At 42.3% G+C, this 17,539-nt stretch carries 12 protein-coding genes and 1 pseudogene; 6 read left to right on the top strand and 7 right to left on the bottom strand.

Annotated features, from left to right (window positions below; genetic code table 11):
• Window positions 1–2,720: hybrid sensor histidine kinase/response regulator (locus tag AC5JL8_RS23875; protein WP_495882157.1), on the top strand; the 2,720-nt coding region annotated here is incomplete at its 5' end.
• A gap of 303 nt (window positions 2,721–3,023) precedes the next feature.
• Window positions 3,024–5,099 carry a prolyl oligopeptidase family serine peptidase gene (locus AC5JL8_RS23880; RefSeq protein ID WP_495882171.1) on the top strand — a complete coding sequence of 692 codons (2,076 nt, stop codon included), beginning with the start codon at window positions 3,024–3,026 and terminating at the stop codon, window positions 5,097–5,099.
• Between the two features lie 449 nt (window positions 5,100–5,548).
• Here AC5JL8_RS23880 and AC5JL8_RS23885 read toward each other — a convergent pair whose 3' ends face one another.
• Entirely contained in the window at window positions 5,549–5,803 is a 255-nt protein-coding gene (locus AC5JL8_RS23885) for a YlcI/YnfO family protein (RefSeq protein WP_495882158.1), read from the bottom strand.
• Between the two features lie 278 nt (window positions 5,804–6,081).
• Between AC5JL8_RS23885 and AC5JL8_RS23890 the strand changes: the two genes are divergently transcribed.
• On the top strand, window positions 6,082–8,868 hold the full coding sequence (locus AC5JL8_RS23890) for a M16 family metallopeptidase (RefSeq protein ID WP_495882159.1): 2,787 nt from the start codon (window positions 6,082–6,084) through the stop codon (window positions 8,866–8,868).
• A 243-nt stretch (window positions 8,869–9,111) separates the two neighbouring features.
• Window positions 9,112–9,537 carry a hypothetical protein gene (locus tag AC5JL8_RS23895; protein WP_495882160.1) on the top strand — a complete coding sequence of 142 codons (426 nt, stop codon included), beginning with the start codon at window positions 9,112–9,114 and terminating at the stop codon, window positions 9,535–9,537.
• Between the two features lie 258 nt (window positions 9,538–9,795).
• On the opposite strand, the gene AC5JL8_RS23900 is transcribed toward AC5JL8_RS23895, so the two are convergent.
• From AC5JL8_RS23900 to hemJ, 3 genes are all read right to left on the bottom strand, one after another.
• The gene (locus tag AC5JL8_RS23900; RefSeq protein WP_495882161.1) at window positions 9,796–10,170 is read right to left on the bottom strand and encodes a hypothetical protein; all 375 of its coding nucleotides are present in this window, start codon (window positions 10,168–10,170) and stop codon (window positions 9,796–9,798) included.
• A gap of 379 nt (window positions 10,171–10,549) precedes the next feature.
• Entirely contained in the window at window positions 10,550–11,413 is an 864-nt protein-coding gene (locus tag AC5JL8_RS23905) for a DUF6671 family protein (RefSeq protein ID WP_495882162.1), read from the bottom strand.
• Between the two features lie 189 nt (window positions 11,414–11,602).
• Window positions 11,603–12,187, bottom strand: a complete 585-nt coding sequence (gene hemJ, locus AC5JL8_RS23910) for a protoporphyrinogen oxidase HemJ (protein ID WP_495882163.1) — start codon at window positions 12,185–12,187, stop codon at window positions 11,603–11,605.
• A gap of 140 nt (window positions 12,188–12,327) precedes the next feature.
• Between hemJ and AC5JL8_RS23915 the strand changes: the two genes are divergently transcribed.
• A complete protein-coding gene (locus tag AC5JL8_RS23915; protein WP_495882164.1) occupies window positions 12,328–13,515 on the top strand; it encodes an MFS transporter in 1,188 nt (395 codons plus the stop codon).
• 326 nt (window positions 13,516–13,841) lie between these two features.
• Here the strand turns inward: AC5JL8_RS23915 and AC5JL8_RS23920 are convergent, their stop codons facing one another.
• The 3 genes and pseudogenes from AC5JL8_RS23920 to psbQ form a co-directional block, all read right to left on the bottom strand.
• The gene (locus AC5JL8_RS23920; RefSeq protein WP_495882165.1) at window positions 13,842–14,693 is read right to left on the bottom strand and encodes an alpha/beta fold hydrolase; all 852 of its coding nucleotides are present in this window, start codon (window positions 14,691–14,693) and stop codon (window positions 13,842–13,844) included.
• 60 nt (window positions 14,694–14,753) lie between these two features.
• Window positions 14,754–15,845 carry an NAD(P)/FAD-dependent oxidoreductase gene (locus AC5JL8_RS23925; RefSeq protein ID WP_495882166.1) on the bottom strand — a complete coding sequence of 364 codons (1,092 nt, stop codon included), beginning with the start codon at window positions 15,843–15,845 and terminating at the stop codon, window positions 14,754–14,756.
• 81 nt (window positions 15,846–15,926) lie between these two features.
• Window positions 15,927–16,403: pseudogene (psbQ, locus tag AC5JL8_RS23930) on the bottom strand (photosystem II protein PsbQ); the annotation flags it as partial.
• Window positions 16,404–16,751: 348 nt separating this feature from the next.
• Here psbQ and AC5JL8_RS23935 point away from each other — a divergent pair.
• Window positions 16,752–17,180: a Tery_1686 family protein gene (locus AC5JL8_RS23935; protein WP_495882167.1), complete on the top strand. Its 429-nt coding sequence runs from the start codon at window positions 16,752–16,754 to the stop codon at window positions 17,178–17,180.
• Window positions 17,181–17,539: the final 359 nt, after the last annotated feature.

Raw genomic sequence — 17,539 nt, forward strand, 5'->3', positions numbered from 1 at the left:
ATGCTACTGCTGAAATTACAGAACTCGATTTCGCCGATGATTTGTTGGCGATCGCCCCAATAGATCCAGATGTAACCGAACCTGTTAGCTTACAACAGTCCCCAACCAACCCAGAAGTTTTAGATATCAAGGTAGAAAATACCTTGGAAACTGAGGTCGATGCTACTGCTGAAATTACAGAACTCGATTTCGCCGATGATTTGTTGGCGATCGCAACTGACTTACCAGTAGAAAGCCCAACAAATAGTGATTTTACTAACTTTGCTATTGAAGAAAATTTAGTTGGACTAGATGTATTAGATACAACACAAAGTTGGTTAGGGCCTACATTGGAAATAGCCCAAACAGTTGAATCTGCAACAATAGAGCAAGAAAATGCTGCTGAAAACAATACTGAATTGAATATAGCATCAGCTACTACGCTAGAAAATGAAGTAGCTCTAGAAGATAACTCCGATGTTGAAGATGAATTTGCAGGCTTAGAAGCATTACTAGAAGAGGAATTAACTTCCTCCATCCCAGATGAAGATTTTGCTGCTTTGGAAGCATTACTGGGTGAAAACGAGGATCAGCAGGTGTCAACCGCACCACCCGCCTATCCAGAACAAATTACACCAGCTGCAATTCAAGATAGGAACACCCCAGCAACATCACTGGCAGTCAATGATGAATTCGGCGACTTAGAAAAATTACTAGCACAAGCCGATCAAACAATATCACACTCACCATCAATCAAACCAAGCACAGGCAAAATGCCACGTTCCTCTACTCGTCGTGCTGCCAGGTTTGAAGAAACGATGAAAGTTCCAGTCAAGCAACTGGACGATATGAGCAATTTGGTTGGGGAGTTGGTAGTAAATCGCAATACCTTAGAGCAGGATCAAGAACGTCTGCGGCAATCACTAGATAACTTGCTGATTCAAGTGCAACATCTTTCAGATGTAGGAGCGAGGATGCAAGAATTATACGAGCGATCGCTACTAGAAGCTTCTCTTTTAGCCAGCCGCAAAAGCAGAGGCTCTGATTTACCAGTCCAGGATTTCAATGAGGACAGGGGCTTTAGTGAACTAGAAATGGATCGCTTTACGCCTTTCCATACATTGTCCCAAGAAATGATTGAAATGATTGTAAGGGTGCGTGAGTCAGCGAGTGACATTGACTTTGTAACTGAAGAAACCGAGCGAGTAGCACGGCAGTTCCGGCAAGTAACCACTCAGCTACAAGAGGGATTGACACGGGCACGGATGGTTCCTTTTTCTCAAACTATTGATCGCTTGCGGCGAGGAGTGCGAGATAATGCCATCAAATACGGCAAACAAGTAGAGTTAGTCATTGAGGGTGGAGACACTTTGATTGACAAGATGATTCTCGATCATCTGACTGACCCGTTAACTCATATGCTCAATAATGCGATCGCTCACGGTATTGAAACGCCAGAGGTGCGACAAGCCGCAGCTAAAAATCCCGTGGGAGTGATTAAGATTCGTGCTTTCCACCAAGGCAACCAAACCGTAATTTCTGTGGGCGATGACGGTGCAGGTATCGATACAGAACGGATCAAAGCCAAGGCGTTGAAGCTTGGGATGCTCACAGCACAAGAGGCAAAAACCATAACGCGCTTAGAAATTTACGACCTACTGTTCCAGTCTGGTTTTAGCATTAAAGACCAAGCGGATGAAATTTCTGGTCGTGGCGTGGGCATGGATGTAGTTCGCTCTGAGATTAGCGAAATTCGAGGCACAGTTAACACTGATTCTACCCTTGGTAAGGGAACGACCTTTACAATTCGTCTGCCACTTACCCTGAGTATTTGTAAAGCTCTGTGTTGTGTCTCCGATAAAGCTAGAATCGCCTTCCCAATGGACGGTATAGAAGACACCCTAGATATTCCTGTCAAAAATATCCAGCATAATGCCGATGGGCAAACATTTATTCCCTGGCGAGATACAGTATTGCCATTCCGTCCGCTGAAGGAGCTTTTAGCTTTCAATCGTCAACTCAGCCGCGGTAGTGTCTATGGCGGAACACGAGATGATGACATGGTTTCTGTGATTGTAGTGCGATCGGCAAATAACCTCATTGCTCTACAGATTGACTTGGTGCTGAGTGAGCAAGAAATTGTAATTAAGCAATTTGAAGGGCCAGCGCCTAAACCCCTTGGTGTCGCTGGTGCTACAGTCCTGGGTGATGGTCGCATTATGCCGATTGCTGACGTCCTAGAAATCATGGACATTTTCCAAGGACGGATATCTAAACAAAATGGTGGTAGCCTTTGGCAGCAAAAAGCTACTTCTACTATGCCAGAAATCACTACTGTTAAAATTGACCCAACGGTGCTGATTGTCGATGACTCGATTACAGTTAGGGAGTTGCTCTCCTTGACCTTTAACAAGGCGGGTTATCGCGTCGAACAGGCCCGTGATGGACAAGAAGCTTGGGATAAGCTTCGCTCTGGTTTGCCTTGCGATATCGTATTTTGTGACATCGAAATGCCCCGATGTGATGGACTGGAGTTGCTCTCTCGTATCCAGAAAGACTCTAACCTTAACCATTTACCGATCGCTATGCTCACCTCACGGGGTGCAGACAAGCACAGACAAATGGCAATTCAACTCGGTGCTAGCGGCTACTTTACCAAGCCTTACCTTGAAGAAGCTCTACTTGAAGCAGCAGTGCGGATGCTCAAAGGAGAGAAACTTATTCACAGTACTACTGCTTAAACAATCTACAATACATAATTCACAATGCTAAAAGCCTTATGGATTCGGCTTTTAGCAACCTTCTTGGCAACAGTGATTATTTGCCGATGGTTGCTACCTGTTGCTGTCGCTAATGCTACAATTTCCACAAAGTTCCCTTCACAAGTAGTAGCACAGAAAATTACAGATGCAGAAGATGGGAAGTGGAAGGAATTGGCCAGCTATTATCCCCGAAGTTCTGAGCAGAGGGAACCGAACCTGGGGATGTTTTCTATCGCCCTATCTTCCGAGTACTATGCACGGAAACGAGTTCCATCAAAGATTATGCTGACTTATCCACCCAGCCGCAAGAGCGATCAGGTTGATAACTATCACGGTACTTTAGTCGCAGATCCTTACCGTTGGTTAGAAAATCCTGACTCACCAGAAACAAGAACCTGGATTGAAGCACAAAATAAAGTTACTTTTGCCTACCTCAATGAGATTCCCGCCAAGGAAAAAATTAGACAGCGCCTCACTAAACTGTGGAATTACGAAAGATATAGTATTCCATTTAAAGAAGGCGAATCTCTAGAAGATAGCTCTACCGAACGCTACTTTTATTTCAAAAATGATGGACTGCAAAACCAAAGCGTCCTCTACACCCTTAAAACTCTTGACGCCCAACCAAAAGTTTTACTTGACCCTAACAAATTTTCAGAAGATGGTACAGTTGCGCTTTCAGGATTATCTATTAGTAAAAATGGTCAACTTTTAGCTTATGGCTTATCAACCTCCGGTTCTGATTGGCAAGAGTGGAAAGTACGCGATATTGAAACTGGTGAAGATTTGCCAGATCAGCTGAAGTGGATTAAATTTTCTGGCGTATCATGGGCAAATGATCATCAAGGTTTTTTCTATAGTCGCTATAATGAACCGAATGAAAAAACTAAATTAGAAGATGTCAATTATTATCAAAAACTTTATTACCATAAATTAGGAACTTCACAATCGCAAGATATATTAATTTATCATCGTCCTGATCAGAAAGAATGGGGCTTTAGTGGTGGAGTTACTGAAGATGGCAAATATTTAATAATTTCAGTTTGGCTGGGAACTGAATCAAAAAATTTAGTTTTTTATAAAGATTTAACTAATCCCAATACTGAAGTTGTAGAACTTATTAACCAGTTTGAGGCAGATTACAGTTTTATTGATCACGATGATAGTGTCTTCTATTTCCGCACAGATTTAAAAGCACCGCGCGGCAGAGTTATAGCCATTGATACTAAAAAACCAGCGCCAGAAAATTGGCGAGAAATCATCCCTCAGTCAGCAGAAACTTTAGAAGGTGTAAGTATACTTAATAATCAGTTTGTCGCTGATTATCTTAAAGATGCTCGCAGCCAAATCAAAATTTTTAACCTCAATGGTGCATTTGTGCGCGAGGTAGAATTACCTGGACTCGGTTCAGTAAATGGTTTTGATGGCAAGCGCCATGATAACGAAACTTTTTATAGTTTTACTAGCTTCACGACTCCAGGCACTATCTATCGCTATGATATGGTGACGGGAAAAAGCGAAGTTTTTCGTCAGCCAAAGGTAGATTTTAATCCGTCAGATTACGAGACAAAACAAGTTTTTTATGAGAGTAAAGATGGTACACAAGTGCCAATGTTTATTACCCACAAAAAGGGGATTAAATTAGATAGCAATAACCCTACTTATCTATATGGTTATGGTGGTTTTAATGCCTCAATGACACCTAGTTTTTCTGTAAGTACTTTGGTATGGATGGAGATGGGTGGTGTCTATGCTATGCCAACTATCCGTGGTGGTGGAGAGTACGGTGAGGAGTGGCATCAGGCGGGAATGAAGTCGAAAAAGCAAAATGTCTTTGATGACTTTATTGCTGCTGCTGAGTGGTTAATTGCTAATAAATATACCAAATCTGCAAAACTGGCGATCGCAGGTGGTAGTAACGGTGGTTTATTAGTAGGCGCTTGTATGACTCAGCGTCCAGATTTGTTTGGTGCTGCTTTACCAGCAGTCGGCGTGATGGATATGTTGCGGTTCCATAGATTTACCATTGGTTGGGCTTGGACTTCGGAATATGGTTCACCAGATAATGCAGAAGAATTTAAAGCGTTATATGCTTATTCGCCATTGCACAATTTAAAATCAGGTACAGCTTACCCAGCAACGCTAATTACTACCGCCGATCATGACGATCGCGTTGTCCCTGCTCATAGTTTCAAATTTGCGGCTGCTTTGCAAGCTGCTCAAGCAGGTAACGCGCCAGTGTTAATTAGAATTGAAACTAAGGCGGGGCATGGCGCAGGTAAGCCTACAACTAAGATTATTGAGGAAGTTACCGACAAGTGGGCGTTTTTGGTGCGTACCTTGGATATGAAAGTTTAATCTCATGCAAAGGTGCAAATACCTGATCACCGCAAGACTAAACTATCGTCTTGTCAATCTCTAACTTGGCGTGCCCACATTCCATCCTTTTCTTCAGCAGCAGCAGTTACACTTTCCACCACATGAGTTACACGATGACCATATTTATAATGGTTTTGGCATAAAAGAATGCGATCGCCCTGAACAGCTTTATTTGCATCTTTTCTTTACGTGCCAATATTTTCTTAATTTCCCTTCGTTCATTGCCCAATATAAATCGAAGGGAATATAATCAATCTCACAATGTTCTTTGTAAGACCAGTCTGTTCTTTTTTTGGCAGTGTAATTGACTAGCTTTAGCTATTTAATATTTAGAGTATGAGGATCTGGAAGCATAATTTGTAAGGGTAAAAGTTAAAGCTACAGTTATAGATTTCCCTAATTTTTCACCCAAATTGAGGCACAAAACTCTAGCCACGCCGCCCCTCGTTCTCTCTGAAACTGCGAATCAACTCCGTAGATGCTGGTTGTATCCCTGTTTTAGTTTTGATAGTTTCGCTGCGAGCAAGAATCCGTTGATGAGCCGCCCATCCTCTGCGACGGCGTACCTCCCGTTCTAAAGCTTCAACTACTAAATCATTAAATGATTCGCTGCTTTCTTTGAGTTTCCTGGCTTTGGCAAGCAGGTCAGGCGGAAAGCGGATTGTCAGGGCTTCGCGTTCCATATTGTAACCAGGTATTGATACCACTTATTGTAACTAGTACTTTACACGTAATTCGTCGGCCAGGAGAAAACCCTCAGGAAGAAGACCGAAAACATGATTGCTTATTAAACTGATAACAAGCAAGGTAAACCTGTTTTGTGATGCGACCGCAACAGAATTTCTGCAATTGACCAGAGCGATCGCCTATTTCTGTTTGCATAAAATCGGCGTTTGGAGATGATTGCTATCATTTGTTTTGACGCTGAATTAAATTGAGAATTTTGCATTTTGAATTGTTTATGAAGCTACGCTCATACATGCTTATAGGATTATTCCTCAGCTTCCTTCTAAGTGTTGTGCCGTTTTCAGGCAGCCTCACCTATGCTGCAACACCAACAGCAGCCGCACCTGTAGCCAGCCTCTCTCTCTCTCAGGGAGTGCAAAAAACGGTATTAGATAACGGTTTAACTGTACTTACCAAGGAAGTGCATACCGCTCCTGTAGTAAGTGTGCAGGTATGGTATAAAGTAGGCTCGCGCAACGAAGGCAAAGGTGAGAATGGCATCTCTCACCAATTAGAGCATTTGCTGTTCAAGGGCACTAAAGAGCGTCCGGTGCAGTTTGGGCGGCTATTTAGCGCTTTAGGCAGTCAGTTCAATGCTTTTACTAGCTATGATGAAACTGCTTATTTTGGCACAGTGCGACGAGACAAACTAGAAGCACTGCTGACCTTGGAAGCTGATCGCATGGTAAATTCCTTAATTGGGCCTGAGCAATTAGCGAGTGAAAAAAAGGTAGTGATATCTGAGTTGCAGGGATATGAAAATTCCCCCAGCTATCGGCTGAATCGGGCAGTGATGCGAGCTGCTTTCCCAAATAGAGCTTACGGCTTACCTGTGGGTGGAACAAAAGCTGATGTGGAACAATTCACAGTCGAGCAGGTGCGAAATTATTACCAAAGATATTACAGTCCAGAAAATGCCACTTTGGTAATTACAGGGGATTTTGCTACAGAACCTACACTCAAAGCTGTTAGAGAAACTTTTGGCAAAGTACCACAACGAGCGATACAGGACGTGGGGACACAAAGACGTAGAGACGTCGGGAATTCTCCTGCTGCTACTCCAGTTGCTCAAAAAGCGCCAATTGTTTTGAAGCAACCAGGAAGTACAGCACTGCTGCAAGCAGTGTATCCTCTACCAGACATTAAGCATCCTGATGTCCCAGCGATTGATCTCATGGATATGATTTTGACTGGGGGACGTAGTTCTAGACTTTACCAAGCTTTAGTGGAATCTGGACTTGCTAGTTCAGTGAATGGTAGTGCTACAGAACTCATCGAACCGGGTTGGTATGAAATTAACGCCACAGCCGCCCCACGGCAAGAGTTAGCAAAAATTGCTCAGGTACTCCAGCAATCTTTTTCAAGATTACAACAGCAGCCAGTCACTCCAGAAGAATTGAACCGGGCAAAAACACAACTAAAAGCTTCTTTTATTCTGGGTAATCAGGACATCACTAGTCAAGCAAGCCAACTGGGATATAACCAAACTATTACTGGTGATTATCGTTTTGTGGAAAAATATTTGGCAGCGATCGCCAAAGTGACCCCAGCGGATGTGCAACGTGTGGCAAAAACCTACCTCAATCCTGCTAAACAAACTATTGGTTTCTTTGAGCCAACCCAAGCAGATGGTCAACAAGAGGCTGATAGTGGTGGTTCTGGTCGCACTGTCGAGAATTTTAGCCCTGGTAAACCTGTAGATCCAGCAGAACTTGCGAAATACCTTCCTCCCGCTACCTCTGCTACCAGTTCGAGCAAACAAGCGCTACCAGAGCAGTTTACTCTAGCAAATGGGTTGCGGGTTTTGCTGTTACCTGACCACAGTGTCCCTACCATTAACCTCAGTGGACATATTGAGGCTGGTAGTGTATTTGATGGCAATCAAAAAGCTGGACTAGCAAATCTCACTGCTAGTAACTTAATGAATGGCACACAAACTCAAAATGCTTTGACTATAGCGAAAACCTTAGAAGACCGGGGAGCGGGTTTAGACTTTACTGCCAGCCGTGAGGGAGTTAGCATTAGCGGTCAGGCACTATCAGCGGATCTGCCGATAATCATACAAACTTTGGCGGATGTAGCACAAAATGCCACTTTCCCAGCCGACCAGCTGGAACTGACTCGTCAACGCGCATTGACAAGTCTGAAAGTGCTACTTGATGACCCCCAAGGACTGGGAAGACGGGTATTTCAGCAGGTAATTTACCCAGAAAATCATCCGTTCCACAGCTTTCCTACAGCTGAAAGTTTAAAGAGCATCACTCGTGAAGATGTACTTCGCTTCTACCAAGAACACTACCGACCGGATACTACAACGATCGCCTTAGTCGGTGATTTTAACCCAGCTAAGGTCAAAGCTTTGCTTAATGGGACTTTCGGAAAATGGCAAGCTAAGGGTAAGCCGCCAATGCTCAACTTGCCCAACGTAGAGTTACCCCAAACTCTAACACGCGTAAACAAAGTAATTCCTGGCAAAGCAGAGGCTGTTACTTACATTGGTTACAATAGTATCTCGCGCAAAGACCCGCGTTATTATGCAGCTATGGTATTGAATCAGATTTTGGGTGGTGATACTTTGTCTAGCCGCTTGGGTACAGAAGTGCGCGATCGCCAAGGTTTAACCTACGGTATTTACAGCGCCTTCGCTGCCGGAATCAATCCTGGCCCCTTCTTAATCCAAATGCAGACAGATCCTAAAGATGCGGGAAAAGCGATCGCCAGCACCCTCGCTTTACTCAAACAGCTGCGTGAACAAGGAGTAACTGAGGCAGAATTGAACACGGCAAAACGCTCAATTTCCAACAGCTACCCTGTGGATTTAGCCAATCCCAATGTTGTCGCAAATATAATTTTGAGTAATGCCGTCTACGGACTTTCACAGAAAGAAATCCGTGAGTTTCCTCAGCGCATTGAGGCAGTAAGTATGGCACAAGTTCAGCAAGCCATTCAGGAGTTAATTAAACCAGAGAATGTAGTAATTATTACTGCTGGGCCTGAAAACATTGTGCCTCAAGGCAGTTAATTGTTTTGAATTATCTGCAATAAGCTGTAAATAGGGTGGAGAATGACCACCCTATTACATTACTAGGCAGTAAAATCAAGGTATTTTGATTTATACCAATTCTTCGTAATGAAGTTAAAAATACAAATCTGACTTTTTTAATTAGGAATTACGAATTATGAATTATGAATTGATAATACTTGTTTTTTTGCCATACATCATTCAAAAGTAAGAATAGTAAATTTACATTTCACTAAACAATAGGTGAAACAAGTATTTAATCATTTTTTAGTGGTAGTAGCTGCTATTACTACTTTCACAGCGATCAATATCCCTGTTGTGCTTGGTAAGGAGGATTTGAAATGCGTCAGCCAAATCACTAATAAACCAGGTAATCTATTCTCCAAAGACTGCATTCCCAATAGACTTTGGATTAACCCAGATTATGGCTTAGAGTATGGTCGGTTAATGCGTATAGCGATTAAAGCTGCCGCTAATAGAGATGATTACGATACGGCGATTATTAATTTCTCTAGGGCACAAGCGATATCAGGAGTTAGAGATTTAGAAGTTCGTCGTGGGCTATTGGGAGCAATCTTGGCAAAAGCACTCCAGAAAAATCCTGTGCAAGGCTACTCTCCTTCAAGAATGTGGCTACTAGTTACAGGGGAATTTAGTCAAGGAGGCTAGTACCACTGCACGGAATTCAAAATCCAAAAAGCTTATGATGTAAGATTTTCGTCTACTTTGAATGGTAGCTTAATTTCATCTGTGATGTACTATAGCTGTTACAGTTCAGTCAAAAGGATTGTAGTGGTTTAAACTCGCAAAATTGCTTCGATCAACAAGTAGTTTAATGCGTTATGTTTTAGCGATCGCTATCTTGGAAGGCTGTGAATATAACCCAAGGCTTATATAAAGTAGCCAAGAATCCGGCGCAATATACACTTAATCAACTAACCACTGTTGTAATAAGTAGATCATAAACATAATCCAAAAAACACTAAATAATATTACCCATGCAAACACCATATTTATAAAACGTAGCAACCAATCATTGTTATTAGATACCCATCTTTGCCAGAGAATAAGTGTGAGATTGGTAGATAATAAAAATGCCAAAATATTAGCACCTAGTAACCAATGTTCTTCTGTCACACCTTGTAGCCAAGGTACTAATGAACCTGCATTTGCACTATCGGGTTGAAACGTTGGATCTCTTAATGGCGAAACTAGGTACGCAAAAATTCCACTAGCAAATAATAGGAGTAGCAAAAATCCAAGGCTAAAAATATAGAAGGAACGGACACGTTGAAAAAACACCACAGAATCTCCTGAAGTTTGTTCTCTTCAAATATGCAACTGCTATACTTGCAAATTCAAAAATCCTATCATTAGGACTAAGCTTGAATTAGGTATGTTCCTCACTTCGCCAATTTTGAGGTTTTTAAAGGTCTATTGAGGCAATGCTAATGCCACTGACTAACCAGTCTTTGGCTAAAGATAAGTATTTATAAGGTATCCATAAAGCGATCGCACAATTTTTATACTAATTTTATGTAATTGCCACATCTACTTGCTACACTGAATTAAAGCAAACATTAAGTTTGTTCCTCACACCATAATGCTACCCTCTTGTTCGTCAATGGCGAGAGGGCTTTTCTATGTTCAGGTACAAGTTACACTCCATGTTTGTAGTTTGTCAGGGATTGCAATATATACATTGCCCTGGATCAGCAAACTCTATGCCATTAGGAAACAATTTTTCTTGTGTGAAACCACATTTTTTGCACTGATAAATTACAGAATAAACCAAATTAGTAGGCATAGCGCAAAACCCACAAGGTAATCCTCTGATGCTTTTGGTAATTTCAAAACCAGGTATAGAACATTGTGGACAAAGGCTTTTAATCTTGGCTATCAAGTTATAGGTCGCTTTTTCGATATTTTTCATTCGCGTGGGATTATAAAGCGCTCGCATATCGGTTTCAAGATATGCTTTGTCATCCGGGGAATTATGTAATGCCCAATTAACTGCTTCTAAAAGTGTTTTTTCTGTAGTAATACCTTTAATAATCTCACTGCTATCATTGGCTGTTTGCTGACAACTCACAACCAGTCCATGTTCAGGAAAACCAACTTTTTTTGCAAAATCATACGCTTCTTGAATATTCGCCACGACCTGATGGTTAAAATTAGTTTCTAGAGACAACTCTTCACCAATGATTTCGAGGTTGTTTTCTTTATCTAATAAAATGATTATTTCTCTATTAGAGTAAATATAAGGTACAGACGGATGAGGTGCAAAGCTACCTTCACTGGCGATCGCTAAAGTTGCACCTGTAAAATCTAGTGCTTTTTGTGCTTTTAATTTAGCTGTTGCAATCTGAGTTCCTGGACGTTTAACTTCTCTAGTAAATGTGCCGAAAACGTCAGTATTAAAATCTTGCGTTACTCTAACTTTAATATCTAACTCCTGCTCTAAAGGAGGAGCAATTACTCTCTCCTTTTGGTGCATTGTCGCCAGTATTGCCACACGATTACTAAATAATTGCTGATTGTTCATCGTGGTATAACCTCCTATGATACTTCGACAAGTTTAGTATTTCAAAAAAAAACTCGTAGTTATGACTTTCTAAAGCTAGAGTTTGAAAAAAGAAGTAAATTCTCAATTTCCCATATCTAAACTTAGCTTCTTTGCTCATCAATTACGAATTACGAAACAACCGCCTAAACTTGCCGAAATTCAAAATAACTAACTTTGTTCTTGTGGAACCTGTCCGATCTGTGCTGTCAGTTTTTCTTGATCGCGCTTGCGTTTTTTAGCATAAAGCTGAATAGTAACAGCCATTAAAATAATTGCTGCAAAAACAACCCAAACGGTAATATCTGTAGGTAAATTGTTCTTGAATACGGCAAGCAACACAATCACCAATAACATGACTGTAGGAGCTTCATTTAAAGCTCGTAACTGCTGACTATTCCAACGGCATTCATCTGCTGCTAATTTCTTCATGAGTCGAGAGCAGTAATGATGATAGCCAATTAATAAGGCAACAAACACCAGTTTGATATGTAACCAACCCTCTTTTAAAACATCTGGTTCAGTAGTTAAAAGACCAATTGCCATTGCTACCGTCACCAACATTCCTGGGGTAGTGATGATACTGTAGAGGCGTTTTTCCATAATTTGATACTGATTTTTCAGTATCGTGCGTGCTGGTTCTGGTTCTTGGTTCGCTTCAACGTGATAGATAAAAAGACGTACTAGGTAGAATAAACCAGCAAACCAGACTACAAAGCCGATAATATGAAACGCTTTAAACCAGGAATAAGCCATGAATTGTAACCTGCCTGTCTCAACTTGTTGTAGAGTAGCTATTGCCTAAATAGTCGCAAGTACCCTCATTATCAGGTTACGGTAAAACCTCATGCGGCAACTGATTAATAACTCGCAGATAGATTAAGAAGTGTGAACTGATGAGAGACAATCAACACACCTTACCACCTCTGTGGATTGGGGTGGCGCTCTCCTTGTATGCCTTTATTGCCATTGGCATCGCCGAAGCTGGATTAGGGATTCTTCTCCCCTCGATTGTGTCTACCTATAACCTGACTCCAGCAACCGTCACCTTACTGTTTGTTAGCCAAATTAGCGGCTACATTCTGGCCGCATTCACCAGCAGTCTGGTGAGTAGCCGTCTAGGTTTAGCGCGAATGTTATTGATTGCTGCGGTTGCGCTGACAATGGCGCTGATAATCTACGCCACCTCACCTTACTGGTTGCTTATGGTTGCTGCCGGAAGCCTGCTGGGATTGGGCATTGGGCTGATTGATGCAGGGATTAACACCTACATTGTGCAAGATTCGCGCAGTGCCAATCTGATAGGTTTGCTTCATGCTTTCTATGGTATTGGTGCATTCTGTGGCCCGGCGATCGCTACTACTTTGTTAGCAGTTGGCATGAACTGGCGGCAAGTTTATTGGGTGTTAGCCTGCATCGTCAGCCTATTGATTGTAAGTGTGCTGGGCGTAATCATCTACCGCTACACACCAATGACAGTAAAGGTATCGGCATCGAATACAACTGCGTTAGAGAATCTGGGGCGATCGCTCCAAACGCCGATAGTCCTGCTAACTGGGCTACTCCTGCTAGTTTATGTTGGCATAGAAGCCTGCATCGGCAACTGGGCATACACTGTACAATCCGTCGCTCGCCACACTCCCGAACTCGTTGCGGGTTACAGCGTTAGTGCTTACTGGCTAGGGTTAACATTCGGACGTTTCATCTTAGGTTATTTCTTGCAATCGCTTGGGGCAGTCCGCACAATCACTATGTCGCTCAGTCTTCTGATGATTGGATTACTCGCCTGGTGGCAACTGCCAGATCAATCGATTAGCTTACCGTTGATTGGCTTTGCATTAGCAGCAATCTTTCCCGCCACTATCTGGTTAATTCCTCAACGATTACCAGATGCCCTCGTTCCTGCGGCTGTTAGCTTCGCCACCAGCGTCGCCAGTTTTGGAGCAGCGATCATACCCACTGGAGCAGGCTGGATTGCAAGTTGGGCAAGTTTAGAAATTATCCCAATGTTGATGCTGCCATTGGCGCTCTTAATAGTGGGCTTACATTACTGGCTGGTGCAACATTCGGTAAGAGGCAAGTGATATCGTGTCCAGTTAAAGATTTATCATTTAGACCGCAGGTGAGCAGGGGGCAGGGAGCAGGGGGAAAGAGGCTTTTTGGCGTTGCTGAACTAGGATAGGACTTACGCACTGAAGCCTAAAACCCTGATCCCCCCTAGCCCCCCTTAAAAAGGGGGAAAGTCTAAAGCCACGCCACTGAGGGAGTCGGGGAACCCGCAAGGGCGCAGGGCTGCCCTTTTCTAAGGGGGTTGGGGGATCTGAGTGCGTAAGTTCTGTAGGATATGAAATTCAGAAATTGCGCCTCTGCGTGAGACAAATTCATATTTTCAATCAACAACGCTACAGCATCAACTAGATTTAGCACGACGCACAAAAGGTAAAAGGTCTTGCAGAATTACCTCGTGATAGTGTTCTTGAGGGTAATGACCAACGTTATTCAGTTTTACTAATTCAGCGTTTGGAACAGAATTGGCAAAATTTTCTGCGATCTCTACAGGTAACCAAGGGTCAATCATGCCCCATTGAATCAAAATTGGTTCTTGCCATTGTTTAAAGCCAGATGTAATTTCTGTCATGGCTGAGTCGAGTTGTAAATTCCGAATAGTTGCTAGAAGGCTCCGCCCAGGTGCAGAACTTTTCAAAAATGGTTTGCGATAAACATCTAAATCTTTATCTTCGATGCGGTAACGGCTACCACCTTCTAAAGTTCTATCAACTAAAAGTGGGTCTTGGGTCATCATTTCTCCTGCTAAAGGTAAACCCATTTGTTTAATTTTCCAGGGTAATTTAGCAGTAGTTGAAATTGGTGTATTTAAAATAGCTAAATTGGCAATTTGTTCGGGGTGACGTAGAGCGTATTGTAATCCTACTGAACCTAAAAAACCTTGCACAACTAAAGAAAATCGTTCAAGTTCTAGAGCTTTAATAAATCCTTCTAAAGCTGTAATAAAAGCATCAGAAGTGTAAGCAAAATCTCGTTTTTCGGGTGTGGCAGAGAAGCCATAACCAATCCAATCTGGGGCGATCGCTCTTGTACCTTGGTTCGCCAAAGCAGGCATAATATTACGCCAACTGTAACTTTGTGAGACTATGCCGTGCAGCAATACTACAGGTAATAAGTCACTTCTACCAATTGGTAAAGCTTCACGATAGAACCAATCTAAAGAATCTACTGTTATTTTATGTTCTGTTAATGACACGCTATTTTCCTATCAACTAGAAGGCAGAGGACTGCCTTTCTTGAAAAAGTTATGTTTTTATTAAGAATCGATAGGAATAATCATCTCACGAATTGCATAAGCTGTTGCGGGTGCTAGTAAAACGCCGTTGCGATAGTGTCCGGTAGCTAAGAGGACATTATCAAACCCTGGCAGTTTACCAATAACTGGTGCTGGGCGACCTTCGGGGCGGGGACGTAAACCTGACCAAGTGCGGATAATCTTTGCTGTAGCTAAATCTGGGCAAAAAGCGATCGCCTGTTGTCTTACAGAATCCAGTAATTCTTGGTTGGGTGGAATCTCATTCCCATCATTAGGAAATTCCACCGTTGCACCTAGCCAGTAGTCTCCATCTCCCACAGGGACAATGTGGACATCGTTACCAGTGATTGCTGGCTGGAAGTCAGGATTTCCTAGTGAATGGCCTAAGTGTACTTGTAATGCTTGCCCTAGCACAGGGCGAATATCAATCATCTGCTTGAATTGTGCTGTTAATGGAGTTGAACCTAACCCGGCGGCGACTACAAACCAATCAGCCGAGATTTTTCCTGCTGTTGTTTCCAGTTGGGAGCAAAATGGCGGTGAAGTTTGGGCATCTAGCACAGCCACGCCAAATTTAAAGGTAACGCCGTTGTGTTGGGCAGCCTCAACTAAAGCTAAAGTCAGGGCTGTGGGGTCAAGTTGGCGATCTTGAGGAGAATAGACAGCGCCTGTAATTTTTTCGTTGTCTATTTGAGGACAGATATTTTGAAGTTTAGCTTTATCCCAAATTTCTAACTGCCAGCCTTGAGAGTGGCGGATTTCCCGCAGCTTTTCCCAATCTGCTATATTTTCTTCTTCTAGGCAAAGGCTGAGAATTCCCTGGCGGTTGAAAGGAATTTTGCGATTTGTTATGGCTTCTAGTTCGGGAATCAAGGTTTCATAGCGTTGGATACTAGTTTGTCGCATCTGCCAAGCCTTACCCTTGATTTTTTGGCTAATTACGCCCATCAAAACACCGAGTGCAGCACCTGTGGAAGCTTGGGCTGGTGGTTGTCGATCAACAACGGTGATTTTTAGACCTTTAACTTGACTCAGTTCATAGGCGATCGCTGCCCCAACCACACCACAACCGATAATAACTACATGACTCATAACTTTATCCATAAGTTAGGAGTTAGAAATTTTTGATTCCTAACTCCTAACTCATAACTTATTCAGCACTGATGACTCAACTTAACTGGCTGTTTTAGGAAGTAATTGGAGGAATTTGTCAATGTCTGCAAAAGCAGCTTGGGAGTTACTCAAGGCAAGTTGAGTATTGCGCTGAGTAGCGGCTTTATCGATTTTAACTAAATGATTGAAAAAATCTCGCGTGATTTCACGAGCTTTGGGTTGGTCTTGGGGTAAAAGGTTAGGAGCGATATAAGTCATGTTCAGTCTGGCTTCTGCAACCGGGCCATGGATAAAATTACCCACATCTATCCAATCTTTTCGTTCGATTAACTTTCTCAGTTCTTCTGAGCGATCGCGCACAGCCTGAATCTCAGGAACATATCCCTGGATTTTTGTCAGTTGAGCTGTTGTGTAAGTGGGAGGTGCTACCGCGACACTAGGATTGCTGCAACTGATGAGGAAAGTTGCTAACAATACTAGAATCAATGAAAAAATAGAGCGTTGACGCGCCATATACTGAAATATTTTGCTTTTTGTTTGCCGTTTAACAGTGTAATTTTAGATCGCTACCGTAATATATACTTCTTACCAGCAAAGGATTTTCGGCAAAATTTTTGATACTTGCTTCGTATTTTCTCAAAATAGCCAATTGACCGCTTACATTTTAAAAATTTTAAGTATAATTACTCAATATGTATTGCTTGTCCAAAAACTTCAATAAAGTTTTTGGCAGCTTTTGTTAATAATGATTGTTAGGAAAACATAATTTCAAAGTTGCTAAACACAAAAGACCTTGATAAGCTGAAACACTAATAAGATAAGCCTTCTGGCGGTTTTCTATTGTCACATTTTTCATACGCCGATGCAATATAGGAGTGTTTATTCGTGAACGCATCTGAACAGGCTACTAACCTTGAACTCGCCAGCAAGATTGCTACGGTAGTTAATTTGTTTAAATATGAGTTTCCTGATGCCAAATCGGATCTTAAACCCTGGAAGAACGATCCGGAAACGAGGGAGTTAGTTGATCCAGATTCGATAGATATCGGCTTTCACTTTCCTGGTATCAGTAAATCCTGGCGTAGTCGTAGCGTTTTGATTCAAATTCGATTTTATCAAGACCCGATAAGTAAATTACGACGTGCGATCGGTGTGGAAGTTGCTGCATTTGACCACCGTGGTGAGGCGTGGCGGCTTTCTACGGTGCATAACTGGAGTATTGTCGGCGCGTCTATACCTTCTACTCAAGTCGAGGACAAGCTAAAACAAATTTGCCGACAAATTCTAGAACTATTTAATAAACCCAGTGAGTGAACTACCCCTCATTACACCAATTCTTTAAAATTCCGCAACAGATTCAAACCTAGAAACCTAGATTTAGTCTGGCTTTGTGAATTACGAATTAGTATTAGGCTATACTTTACGCTTGGGCTTCTGTACTCGACAACGAATGCCCAACTTTAGAGTGATTTTGGCTGTTGCTGCGGAAGTTTTGACTATTTTAAATCCAAAGACTTGTGGGCGGACACGATGCCCACCCTTTCCTTAGTATCAAATATTCGCTCACGGAGTTCTGATACTCGTTCATCCACCTCAGATACTGATTAACGGAGTTCTGATACTCGTTCATCCACCTCAGATACTGATTAACGGAGTTCTAATACTCGTTCATC

The sequence above is a fragment of the Mojavia sp. genome (assembly GCF_059505145.1).